Raw genomic sequence first — 11,385 nt, 5'->3', positions numbered from 1 at the left:
TATGACCGGAACCGAAATCGCCGCGGGCGGCACGGCTTCCGAACGCCTGCTGGTGCACGCCGCACTGGCCGAACCGAGCCAGGATGAGCGCGCCGCATTGGCGAAGCTCGCCCATGAGATCACGGACTGGGCCGAGGTTTTCGAACTCGCCGCGCTCAATGCGACTGTCCCGTTGGTACAACGCCGATTGGAATCCGAGCAGCTCTACGAACGCGTTCCGGAGCTGGTGCGCGCACATTTCGCCAGCGTGACCGATCACATTGCCGCCGTGAACGAGCGACGCCTGGCCGGTGCCCGTGAACTGTTGCGCCGCTTCGACGAACGCGGTGTGCGGTGCGTGGTGCTCAAGGGCATGTTGTTCTCTGCGCAGATCTACCACGACCCGCGCTACAAGCGCATGAACGATCTGGACATCCTCGTCGAACTCGATCAGGTCGACACGGTTATCGAGATCTACCGTGAGCTGGGCCTTTTCGCCACCTCCGAACTGCTCGGCAAGGCGCCGAAGGTCCGCGCCGAACGCTCACACCACCTGCCGTCGTTCGTCTCCCGCGACGGATCGCTCGTCGTCGGCACGCACTGGGGCCTGATCACACCGTTGGCCCCGTACACCGTCGACTACACCGCCATCTGGAAACGCGTGCGGCGCATCGACTTCTACGGTGTGCCCGCTTGGGCGATGTCGCACGAGGACAATCTGCACCACCTCGGCATCCACCTGCCCTACTACAAGACCGGTGTGCGCGAACTCGCCGACATCTGGAACCTGGCTCGCTATGCCGATGACCTCGACTACCACCTGCTGGCCGGTGAAATCGCCAAGGCAGGCAGCGAAAGCCTGATGTACCACGCCCTTTCGCTGGCCGATCGACTCGTTCCGGTACCAGAGTTCGCGGCATTGACCGGCTGGATCGCGCCGAAGGTCAACCGCTTCACCCGCTACGACACCGCGCGCAAAACCGCCGACATCCATGCCCTGCTGCGCAGCCGCTCCACCCACACCTCACGCATCGAAAAGGCCTATACCGAATTCAACATGACCGCAGTCGCGAGCGAGAAGCGCGACCGCTTCGGTCGCCTGTGGTCGGATCTGCTGCTCGTGCCCGGTGCGGAGGCGCGCAAGATGAGTTCACTGCGCGACCCTGCGCCGCTATCGGATCTCGGCGCGCGAATCTCGGCACCCTACCGGCTGACGCGTGTGTTCCAGCGCGATCTGGGCCGCTGGCTGTTTCCGGCGGCTCTGGCCAAGACCGTCTTCGATCTAGGTGCCGCATACGGTTCGGAGCTGGCAAGCCGGGCCGGAATCGGCGCGAGTGCGACCGAGCGTCCCGGCATCGACGAATACGCGGCACAGCTGGGCCTGACCCGAGCCGATCTACAAGCGGTACTGGACAGCCAGGAATGAACCGCACAGTGCTGTGGGACCTGGACGGCACCTTGGTGCGATGGCATCGACGTCGATTCAAGGCGCTGATGCCGCTGGCGGCCGCGCAGGCATTTCGCGAGTTGGCCCCACCGCATCGGTTCCTGCGTGTGCTGTCGGGCGTGCTGAAGCAGGTGCGGGCCAACGACACCGAGCACACCAACACCGAGCTCATGGTCCGGTTGCTCGCCGAGCGGTTGGACCTTGCACCGGATGAGGTGGCGAGGCAATTGAAGAGCCTGGCGGAAATGGGTTTTCCGCGCCTGCGTCGTTGTTTTCCGCCGGAGCCGGCGGCACTGGATACCGTGACTCGGCTCCGAGGAGCGGGCACGGTACAAGTAGTCGCGACCAACCCGCTGTGGCCGGACAGCACGGTCGCCACCCGGCTCGGCTGGGGCGGCTACGACCCGTCCGCGTTCGCCTACCGGACCAGTGGTGAAAATATGCGCCGCTCGAAACCGCGCATCGAGTTCTATCGAGAACTCCTCGACCGGCTCGGCGCGGAACCGGGGGAGTGCGTGATGATCGGCAACGACCCGGTCAACGATGCACCGGCAGCGCGAATCGGGATCCCCGTCTTCTTGGTGAATGTGCCGAAATTGGCTGTCCCACAGAAATATTCGGAGCTCGTACATGTAGGGGATTGGCCTCGGCTACGCGAGTGGCTTGGTATCGAGGAGGAATCATGCTCGTCGTCCTGAATCCGCAGTCCAATGCCGGGAAGGCGCTGCGGAGGTGGCGTCCGGTAGAAGACGTGCTGCGCGAACGGAATAACGATCTGACCGTCGAAATGCCCAGTGACGCGGAACAAGCAACCAAACTGGTGCAAGCGAGTCTCGAGTCGGATCCACCCGAGGTGATCGTCGCGGCGGGCGGCGACGGCATGGTCAACCTGGTACTCAATGCGATCATGGACCCGGCGACCGACCGGCCGCGGCATGGGGCGGACGCGATCGCACTGGGCGCGATCGGCCTCGGCAGTTCCAACGACTTCCATAAACCGGGGCGAACCAGCATCGCCGACGTCCCGGTCCGGCTCGGCGCACCCGAACTCGTCGATGTCGGCAAGGCTACCCTGCTCCTCCCGGACGGCACCCGAACGGTCCGCTACTTCCTACTCAATGCCAGCATGGGACTCGTTGCGGCAGGAAATCATTCGTTCAATCAAGCGCACGGGCTGATCGGCTGGCTGAAATCCCGCAATGTCGAGGCGGCCATAATCGCCACCGCACTGAGCAATATCGCCACTCACACGTCACTTGCCGTCCACCTGCGCGGATCCGACTGGGTACACACCGCGCCGATCACGAATGTCGGTGTGCTCAAGAGCGTCCACTTCGCCGGTGGTATGTACTACGACACGCCGGTAACCGGCGCGGACGGCATGTTCGATGTGAATATCTGGAAAGCTGCTGGACGGGCACGCATTCTCGGCCTCATCGCCGGTCTCTACCGCGGCAAGTTCAGGGGTTCCGCGCTGGCCACCTGCCGTCGCGACACCGTGGTGGAACTGCGACCCGCCGCACCCGCGCCGCTCGAATTGGATGGTGAGATCACGATTGTCGAATCGGCGCGGTTAGAGGTGCTGCCGCGCGTGTTGCGGGTGTGTGCGCGGTGAGCGTTGTCCTGGTGACCGGCGCCGCCAACGGTATGGGCGCGGCGACCGTCGAATACCTCGCGCGCGTCGGCTATACGGTCGAGGGCAGCGACAAGATCGCGCGGGATGGTGTGAGCGCGGTCGATGTTCGCGATACCGAGGCGGTGCGGAGCTGGGTGAAATCCGCGCACGCACGACACGGCCGCATCGATGCCGTTGTCACCTTCGCCGCCTACGGCATTGTCGGTTCGGTGGAGGAGACCGATCCGGACGAGGCCGCCGCGCTCATCGATACCAATGTGATCGGCACCCACCGCGTGCTGCGCGAAGTGCTGCCGGTCATGCGGGCGCAGGGCCACGGACGGGTGATCGTGGTGAGTTCTGGTGCGGGAGCCATCGCCGAACCCTATGGTGGCTGGTACTCGGCGACCAAGGCAGCCATCGAACGTCTCGGCGAGGCGATGCGGATGGAGACCGCCGGTTTCGGCATTCACGTCTCGGTGCTCGCGCCCGGATGGACGGTCACCCCGATCATCGATTCGGCTGCGCGCGTTGTCGATCCGATCGAGGCATACACGGCCGATCGGACTTCGGTATTGGCGCGCGTCACCGGATACCTGGAGCACGGGCAGTCCGCCGAGACGGTAGCCAGGAAGGTGCGGGCAGTCCTGGAAGCACCCGAGCCGCGCCAAACCTACCTGTGCGGCAGCGACGTTCGGCTCTCGTTCTGGACCCGACGATTCACGCCCGCTCGGGTCTATGAACGGCTCGTTCGCCGCTACTACGGCTTTTGACAGGAGCATTCGCGGGCGTGTCGGTAGTATCACCTCGGCCGCACGGGTCCCCAGAAAGCGGGGGCTTGTCCGGCACGTGCCGTTCGCTGGATGGTTTTGTCAGTAGCCCATCTGCCGACGACACGGCAGGAAAGGCAACAATGAGCAACCGATAGGGGCAGGCGATGGCACCGGCTCTGAGATGTCTGGTCTGGGAATTGGACAACACGCTATGGGATGGTGTCGTCTGCGACGCCACCAGCGGCGCACCACGCCCCGCCGCCCTGCGCACGCTACTGAAGCTCAGCGAGCGCGGCATCTGGCACGCGGTAGCCAGCCGCAGCGACCGCGACCTCACCCTCAAGAAGCTCTACCGACACGGGCTCTACGACATGTTCTCGGCCATCGAGATCGGCTGGGGCCGCAAATCCGCGTCGCTATTGCGGATCGCACACACCCTGGGCCTGGAACTGGACACCATCGGTTTCATCGACGCCGAACCGGTGGAACGAGCCGAGGTCACCCGAGCACTCCCATGCGTGCGTTGCTACGCCGCCCGCAACGCCGACGTACTACCCGCCCTCCCCGACTTCCGCCCCGTGCTCCGCACGGGCCCATCCCCCACCCCACCCATGGGCTTCGCCAGCATCAGGGCCTAACCCCCAGCGAGCGGGATCAAGATCAGGTGGACACTACGGCGGCGTCGGTCGAGAAGCCACCGCCCTCAGTGCCACCTGATCTTGGTCGGTCAGGTTCGGCCTGCTCGCTTTCCATCTCGCCAACCTGCAGCTCGTCCCGGTGGCGGTCGTCCCGATCGTCTATGGCGCGGCAATGGTCGTCGATGCCCTCGCCGCCTTGCTCACCGGCTGGTGCTACGACCGCAGCGGGTGCCCGAATCCTCATTGCGGTGCCGATACTCTCGGCTCTGATCCCGCCCCTTGCCCTTCAGGACAGCGCGATTCCGGCCGTTATCGGCGCATTGCTGTGGGGTGCGGTGCTAGACGTCCAGGAATCGACACTCCGAGTGGCCGTCGCCGATTTGGTCCCAGCAGCTCATCGACGCGGCACCGCCTACGGTGTTTCCGCCGCCGGATCGGGCTCGGCCGCCTTCGCAGGATCTGCGCTGTTGGCGCTGCTCTACACGCGTTCCCTGACAGCGGTGGTCAGCGTCACCGCCGCGATACAACTGATGGCACTGCTCGTCTTCGTCTGGGGATACCTTCGCTTGGACGAGCATCGTTGATCGTCAAGACGCTGGCTCTCCCTGGCGGGAGTGGCCGCGGTCCATCGGGACGTCCGAACCTGCTGGGCGCGGTCGAATTCCATGCCGATCGGCGTGGTCGGCAGCAGGTCGGGACACCGGCGGGGAATGATGTGACCATGGCGAATGATCCGAAGGGCCCCGATATCAAGCCGCGCAGTCGCGATGTCACCGATGGTCTGGAGAAGACGGCCGCGCGCGGCATGCTCCGGGCGGTGGGCATGGACGACGGCGACTGGGGCAAGTCACAGATCGGTGTGGCCTCCTCGTGGAATGAGATCACGCCGTGCAATCTGTCGCTGGACCGGCTCGCCAAGGCCTGCAAGGAGGGAGTGTTCGCGGGCGGCGGGTATCCGATGGAATTCGGGACCATTTCGGTCTCCGACGGCATCTCCATGGGACATGAGGGCATGAATTTCTCGCTGGTATCGCGCGAGGTGATCGCCGACAGTGTGGAAACCGTGATGCAGGCCGAGCGGCTCGACGGTTCGGTGCTGTTGGCCGGATGCGATAAATCCTTGCCCGGCATGTTGATGGCGGCGGCGCGGCTGAACCTGGCGAGTGTGTTCCTATACGCGGGCTCGATCCTGCCCGGTATCGCGAAACTCAGCGATGGCACCGAGCGTGAAGTGACGATTATCGATGCGTTCGAGGCGGTCGGCGCCTGTTCGCGCGGTCTGATGAGTCGCGAGGATGTGGATGCCATCGAACGGGCGATCTGTCCGGGTGAGGGCGCCTGCGGCGGCATGTACACCGCCAACACCATGGCCAGCGCGGCCGAGGCATTGGGTATGTCGCTGCCCGGCAGTGCGGCACCGCCCGCGACCGATCGACGTCGCGACGGCTACGCGCGGCGCAGCGGTGAGGCGGTGGTGGAACTGCTGCGGCGGGGAATCACGACGGCCGACATTCTCACCAAGGAAGCCTTCGAGAACGCGATCGCGGTGGTGATGGCATTCGGCGGCTCCACCAATGCCGTACTGCATCTGCTGGCGATCGCCCACGACGCGAAAGTCGATCTGTCACTCGAGGATTTCGCGCGCATCGGCCGCCGGGTACCGCACCTCGCCGATGTGAAACCCTTCGGGCGACATGTGATGACCGATGTGGACCGGATCGGCGGCGTGCCGGTGATGATGAAGGCGCTGCTGGATGCGGGGCTGCTGCACGGTGACTGCCTGACCGTCACTGGAGGTACGGTCGCGGAAAACCTCGCTACCATCGCCCCGCCCGATCCTGACGGAAAGGTGGTGCGGGCCATGGCATCTCCCATCCACCCGACCGGCGGCATCACTATCCTCGCCGGATCGCTCGCGCCCGGCGGTGCGGTGGTCAAGTCGGCGGGCTTCGATTCCGACGTATTCACCGGTACGGCACGGGTTTTCGACCGCGAGCGGGCCGCGATGGACGCGCTGGAGGACGGCACGATCACCGCGGGCGATGTGGTGGTCATCCGGTACGAGGGGCCCAAGGGCGGTCCCGGTATGCGGGAGATGCTCGCGATCACCGCGGCCATCAAGGGCGCGGGCCTCGGTAAAGACGTGCTGCTGCTCACCGACGGACGCTTCTCCGGCGGCACCACCGGTCTCTGCGTGGGCCACGTCGCCCCCGAGGCGGTCGATGCCGGGCCGATCGCCTTCGTCCACGATGGCGACCAGATCCGCCTCGACGTCGCCGCAGGCACCCTCGACCTTCTCATCGACCCGGAAGAACTCGACCGCCGTCGTGAAGGTTGGAAACCATTGCCGCCGCGCTACACCCGCGGCGTGCTGGCCAAATACTCGAAGTTGGTCGGCTCGGCTTCCTACGGTGCAGTCTGCGACTGAAGTGGGAGTCGTCAGCTGCCGATGCCGGTTGATCCGATCGACGGCCTAGGCGAGTCATAGGGTGGCTCAACGGCATTCCGCAAGCGACCATTCGGCTCGCTCAAGCGATTAGCAAGACCCACCCCGGTCGTATCGATGCTCTCGGAATCTTGCGAGCGTGGCGGTGTGCTCGCCAAGTGTTCGAAGTTGGCGGCTCGGTGCCATTGGGCGCCGTCCGCGACTGAAGTGGGAGTCATCAGCTGCCATCCCGGTTGATCCGATCGACCGCCCGGGGCGATAAGCGGCGTGTCGACCCGGTCGTATCGAGGCCCTCGGTATTTTGCGAGCGTGGCGGTGTGCTCGCCAAGGGTTCGAAGTTGGCGGGCGCGGTGTCCTTCGGTGCCCTCTGCAGCTGAGTATGGACCGATCGACCGCCGAGGTGAGTCATGTGGTGGTTCGGAGGAATTCGGTGCACGACCATTCGGCTCGCCTCGGCGATGGGGAGCCCGGGGTCCGTCTTATCGGAGCTTTCTACGCGACGCGTGGCGGCTGATGGTCGACGGACTGAACCGCCTCTGGCTCATGGCAATTGCGGGAGCACGGCCAGGTCGAGTTGCCGCAGTCGGGCTGGATCGGCGATCACCTCGTAGCCCGCGATTCGATCGTCTTGGACCGTAACCGCAAGCGCGAGGAGCAGTTTGCCGCGCGGCGCCACAATGATGCCGACCGCGCCATCGACCAGAGCGAGTGTGGCGACCTGGGAGCGGCGGCGCAAGATGACGGTCTCGCGGGCAACCGCCTGCGCACCCCGCACGACCGGGGCCATACCCGAGGGTAGTGCGGCCGGTTCGGCCGTACGCACCACATCGGGTGCCAGGACGGCGAGCAGTGCGTCGAGATCACCACTGCGGGCGGCAGTGAGGAAGGCATCTACGACATGCCGCTGCCGCGCGAGTTCGGCGGTGGACGCGGTCGCATCGCCGTGCGCCCGCGCGCGGGCCCGACTGGCGAGCTTCTTGGTGGCGGCGCTGGTGCGTCCGACGATCGGCGCGATCTGATCGAAGGGTACGGCGAACATATCGTGCAGCACGAATGCCACCCGCTCATCGGGACCGAGTGTATCCAGCACCACCAGTAGTGCGCGACCGACCGAATCGATCAGCACGGCTTCGCTTTCCGGATCGCGGTCAGAGGCGGTATCGCCGAGTTCGGCGAGCCGATCGATCGGATCCTCGCGTCGGGTGGTCCGCGAGCGCAGCATATCGAGGCAGATTCGGGAGACCACCGTGGTCAACCACCCCACGAGATTCTCGACACCGCTCATGTCGGAGCGATCCAGCCGCAGCCACGCCTCCTGCACCGCATCCTCGGCTTCACTCGCCGATCCGAGCATCCGGTAGGCCACCGCGTGCAGGTGATCGCGGTGCGTCTCGAATCGTCGCGCCAACAATTCCTGTGCGTGCATCGGTCACCTTTCGCGGTCGGCATCCGTCATGTGAATAGACGATCGGGTGCCCATCCCACGATCGCAGATCCGCAGAACCGAGATACCTGGAGGGTAGTTCCCATGTCTGTCGCATATGTCGTCGTCACCATCCTCGCCGCCGTAGCCGCCTTCGGCGCCGCCGGCTTCGATATCGTCAAGGCCGATCAGGTGCGCGAGACCATGCGCGGCTACGGCCTCCCGCAATGGACCCTCAACCCGCTGGCCATCCTGAAAGCGCTCGGCGGCCTCGGCCTCCTGATCGGCCTTGCTTTCCCGCTCCTCGGGCTCACCGCCGCCCTCTGCCTGGTCCTGTACTTCCTCGGCGCGGAAATCACGATCATCCGAGCCAAGTGGTACGCCGACCTCGCTTATCCCTTGCCATACCTGGTCCTGTCCGCAGCTTCCCTCGCCCTGTTCGCCTACGCCTGACTCGGCAGTGCCCCGTGCCCGCGATCGACCCCGCTGCGCCGTCGGATGCGGTCGCCGACGAGTGAGCCGCCTGACGGGGATGCGGCGTGCTCGTCGTCGCTGGTGGCGCCTGGTGCCGCTGGGTGCGTGCTGTCCGGCGCCGCTATCCGGCTGGTGCCATCGTCCTGCCAGGTGTATCGCACCGCCTTTCGGCGGAGACCAGCTGGTTCGCCTCGACGACCCGAGCCGCCCCGCCGTCGCAACAATTGGCCGGGCGGGGCGCTTCGACACTCGGTGCGATGCAGCATGTTATGCACGCACGCATGCAATGCGCTATTGCACCGCATGCCATTTCGAGCCCGATTTGCGCACGGACCCGCGGGACGATTGACCACTTTGCCGCCCCGGCACATTCCGTCGCCGCGGCGAGTCCGGCGGACTCGACCGGCAACAAACCGGTGGATCGAGCACCTTCGCTGACGGCAGCGCACTAACCGCGCAGAATGAACTGAGCCGCCTGCTCACCGATGAACACGCTCGGCGCATGGGTATGCCCGCGGATCAGCAACGGCATCACCGACGCGTCCGCAACGCGGAGTCCGTGCACTCCACGCACTTCCAGTCGTGGCGTGACGACACTGCCCGCATCGGTGCCCATTCGGCAGGTGCCGACCGGGTGGTACAGGGTGTGCGAGTAGCTGTTCAGTGTCAACTCCATCGCACCCTCGAGATCGGCTGGAGCTTGCGGCGGATAGATCAGCGGTCCGAGTACCGCCTTCAGCGCCGGAGCGGCGGCCAGTTCGGCGCACACGCGCAGACCGGACATGATCGCTGTTCGGTCCGCACCGCCGCTATCGGAGAGATAGCGCGGGTCGATGACCGGTTTGGCGGTGGGATCAGCCGAACCCAGCGAAATCCGTCCGCGACTGTGCGGCCGCAACAACACCGTCGCCAACACGACCCCGTGTTCGGTCGGATCCTCGAGACCCTCGTAGAAGAATGGCGCGGGCGCGAAAATCAGCTCCAGATCCGGCAATTGGAGATCGGACCGGCTGCGGATGAAGCCATAGGCCTCACCAACATTGGAGGTGAGCATGCCGCGATGCCGGATCAGGTAATCGAGCAGCTGACGCGGCTTCTCCGCGTCGAACAGCGAATCGGATTCGACGCCGTAGCCGAGCGCCGCCACCAAATGGTCCTGCAGATTCGCGCCCACCTCGGGCGTATGGTGCACAAGCGGAATGTGATGACGCGATAGCTCGTCCTCATCGCCGACACCCGAGAGCATGAGCAACTGCGGGCTATTGATCGCACCGCCGCAGAGGATCACCTCGCGCCGGGCGGCCACCGTCTGCGTGACGCCGTCCTTTCGATACTCCACACCGGTAGCGCGCGGTCGTCCTTCCGGCGAGGTTTCGAAGATGATCTGCGACGCGAGCGCCTCGGCGAATACGGTGAGATTCGGACGGCGCATCGCTGGCTTCAAATACGCATCGGCCGTACTCCACCGCCTGCCACCGCGCTGGGTGACCATGGTCTCGCTGAACCCCTCCGGCTGCGGCCGGTTCGGCGGCTCCACCGCGAATCCGGATTCCTCGACCGCGGCCAGATACGCCGCGGTGAGCGCGCGCGGACTGCGCTGCCGCGAAATATGCAGCGGCCCAGTGGTGCCCTCATCCGGATACTGGGCATCCTCGACGGTCTCGATCTTGCGGAACTGCTCGACCGCCGCCGAGAACCCCCACTCGTCCCCGGCCAGCAATGCCCACTCGTCATAGTCGGCCCGGAAGCCACGCACCCACATCATCGCGTTCATCGATGATGATCCGCCGAACATTTTGCCGCGCGGCCAGTAGATCTGCCGATTCTTCAGCTCGGGCTGCGGTTCGGTGAGGTAATCCCAGTCGACCTCCGCGCGGAACAGCTTGGCGAATGCCGCCGGAATATGGGCGAATTTGTTCTTATCCGGCGGTCCGGCCTCGAGCACCACCACCGAAATATTCGGATCGGCGCTGAGCCGGTTGGCCAGGACCGCACCGGCCGATCCGGAGCCGACGATCACATAATCCGCGCTAACCCCTGCTTGCACTGTCCCACTCCGATCTGAACTGCGTACGGCAAACATACGAGTAAGACGCGGTCTCGGGTTCGGTTTCCTGGCAAACGGGCCATCTTTCGCGGATCGGACGCGGTTATCAGCGCCTGGTCAACGGCGGTCGCGGCCGAGATGTTCGCGCAGGGTGGTGTCGGTGTACTCGGTGCGGTAGGAGCCGCGGTCCTGCAATTCCGGAATAAGCCAGTCGACGATCTCGTCGAGTCCGGTGAGCACCAGGTACGGCGAGATATTGAACCCGTGGGTCGCGCCGTGGCGGACCCAGCGGGTCAGTTCGTCCGCGACTCGGCTTGGTGTCCCGGCGAATCCGGACCGCTGTGAGGTCTCGATGGCGACTTGGCGCAGCGAAAGTGCTGATCCTTCGCATAACGGTTGATCGGCCGCTTCAGGCCGAGACTGGCGCGCAGCGTCGAACCCGGCACCGGACGGTGGGTCACACCAGCGCGGAAGAGTGCGGGTAGGACGTAGTGCGCCAGCGCCGGAAGGTCCTGATGATCCGAACCCGTCGGTCGCGAAATG

The 11,385-nt window shown here is 65.3% G+C and carries 10 protein-coding genes and 2 pseudogenes; 8 read left to right on the top strand and 4 right to left on the bottom strand.

Annotated elements, in window-relative coordinates; genetic code table 11:
• Position 1: 1 nt before the first annotated feature.
• From ACQP2U_RS25170 to ilvD, 7 genes are all read left to right on the top strand, one after another.
• The gene (locus ACQP2U_RS25170) at positions 2 to 1,405 is read left to right on the top strand and encodes a nucleotidyltransferase domain-containing protein (RefSeq protein WP_433709753.1); all 1,404 of its coding nucleotides are present in this window, start codon (positions 2 to 4) and stop codon (positions 1,403 to 1,405) included.
• Positions 1,402 to 2,124, top strand: coding sequence for an HAD family hydrolase (locus tag ACQP2U_RS25165; protein ID WP_433709752.1), 723 nt, complete (start codon positions 1,402 to 1,404; stop codon positions 2,122 to 2,124). The genes ACQP2U_RS25170 and ACQP2U_RS25165 overlap by 4 nt, the downstream gene beginning before the upstream one ends.
• Entirely contained in the window at positions 2,109 to 3,041 is a 933-nt protein-coding gene (locus tag ACQP2U_RS25160) for a diacylglycerol/lipid kinase family protein (protein ID WP_433709751.1), read from the top strand. The genes ACQP2U_RS25165 and ACQP2U_RS25160 overlap by 16 nt, the downstream gene beginning before the upstream one ends.
• Complete coding sequence (locus tag ACQP2U_RS25155; protein ID WP_433709750.1) at positions 3,038 to 3,814, top strand: SDR family NAD(P)-dependent oxidoreductase; 777 nt, start codon at positions 3,038 to 3,040, stop codon at positions 3,812 to 3,814. Before ACQP2U_RS25160 ends, ACQP2U_RS25155 begins: the two co-directional genes overlap by 4 nt.
• Positions 3,815 to 3,978: 164 nt before the next feature.
• Positions 3,979 to 4,452 carry an HAD-IIIC family phosphatase gene (locus ACQP2U_RS25150; protein WP_433709749.1) on the top strand — a complete coding sequence of 158 codons (474 nt, stop codon included), beginning with the start codon at positions 3,979 to 3,981 and terminating at the stop codon, positions 4,450 to 4,452.
• Between the two features lie 248 nt (positions 4,453 to 4,700).
• Complete coding sequence (locus ACQP2U_RS25145) at positions 4,701 to 5,036, top strand: hypothetical protein (RefSeq protein ID WP_433709748.1); 336 nt, start codon at positions 4,701 to 4,703, stop codon at positions 5,034 to 5,036.
• A gap of 137 nt (positions 5,037 to 5,173) precedes the next feature.
• Positions 5,174 to 6,880, top strand: coding sequence for a dihydroxy-acid dehydratase (gene ilvD / locus ACQP2U_RS25140; RefSeq protein WP_433709747.1), 1,707 nt, complete (start codon positions 5,174 to 5,176; stop codon positions 6,878 to 6,880).
• A 559-nt stretch (positions 6,881 to 7,439) separates the two neighbouring features.
• Here the strand turns inward: ilvD and ACQP2U_RS25135 are convergent.
• On the bottom strand, positions 7,440 to 8,324 hold the full coding sequence (locus ACQP2U_RS25135) for a sigma-70 family RNA polymerase sigma factor (protein ID WP_433709746.1): 885 nt from the start codon (positions 8,322 to 8,324) through the stop codon (positions 7,440 to 7,442).
• 102 nt (positions 8,325 to 8,426) lie between these two features.
• On the opposite strand from ACQP2U_RS25135, the gene ACQP2U_RS25130 reads away from it, so the two are divergent.
• Complete coding sequence (locus tag ACQP2U_RS25130) at positions 8,427 to 8,774, top strand: DoxX family protein (RefSeq protein WP_433709745.1); 348 nt, start codon at positions 8,427 to 8,429, stop codon at positions 8,772 to 8,774.
• A 469-nt stretch (positions 8,775 to 9,243) separates the two neighbouring features.
• Here the strand turns inward: ACQP2U_RS25130 and ACQP2U_RS25125 are convergent, their stop codons facing one another.
• From ACQP2U_RS25125 to ACQP2U_RS25115, 3 genes and pseudogenes are all read right to left on the bottom strand, one after another.
• Complete coding sequence (locus ACQP2U_RS25125) at positions 9,244 to 10,842, bottom strand: GMC family oxidoreductase (protein WP_433709744.1); 1,599 nt, start codon at positions 10,840 to 10,842, stop codon at positions 9,244 to 9,246.
• A gap of 106 nt (positions 10,843 to 10,948) precedes the next feature.
• Positions 10,949 to 11,235 (bottom strand): annotated as a pseudogene (locus ACQP2U_RS25120) (F420-dependent methylene-tetrahydromethanopterin reductase); the annotation flags it as partial.
• Positions 11,226 to 11,357, bottom strand: a pseudogene (locus tag ACQP2U_RS25115) (LLM class flavin-dependent oxidoreductase); the annotation flags it as partial. The pseudogenes ACQP2U_RS25120 and ACQP2U_RS25115, both read right to left, overlap by 10 nt.
• Positions 11,358 to 11,385 lie beyond the last annotated feature (28 nt).

The sequence above is a fragment of the Nocardia sp. CA-084685 genome, from assembly GCF_050955785.1.
GTDB lineage: Bacteria > Actinomycetota > Actinomycetes > Mycobacteriales > Mycobacteriaceae > Nocardia.
The sequence above is the reverse complement of the archived record's forward strand: the minus strand, read 5'-3'. Positions and strand labels throughout refer to the sequence as shown.

Excerpts from the sequence above, each read along its gene's own strand:
- ACQP2U_RS25160 (WP_433709751.1), top strand. The coding sequence starts at position 2,109 with ATGCTCGTCGTCCTGAATCCGCAGTCCAATGCCGGGAAGGCGCTGCGG.
- ACQP2U_RS25150 (WP_433709749.1), top strand. The coding sequence starts at position 3,979 with ATGGCACCGGCTCTGAGATGTCTGGTCTGGGAATTGGACAACACGCTA.
- ACQP2U_RS25165 (WP_433709752.1), top strand. The coding sequence starts at position 1,402 with ATGAACCGCACAGTGCTGTGGGACCTGGACGGCACCTTGGTGCGATGG.
- ilvD (WP_433709747.1), top strand. The coding sequence starts at position 5,174 with ATGGCGAATGATCCGAAGGGCCCCGATATCAAGCCGCGCAGTCGCGAT.
- ACQP2U_RS25130 (WP_433709745.1), top strand. The coding sequence starts at position 8,427 with ATGTCTGTCGCATATGTCGTCGTCACCATCCTCGCCGCCGTAGCCGCC.
- ACQP2U_RS25170 (WP_433709753.1), top strand. The coding sequence starts at position 2 with ATGACCGGAACCGAAATCGCCGCGGGCGGCACGGCTTCCGAACGCCTG.
- ACQP2U_RS25135 (WP_433709746.1), bottom strand. The coding sequence starts at position 8,324 with ATGCACGCACAGGAATTGTTGGCGCGACGATTCGAGACGCACCGCGAT.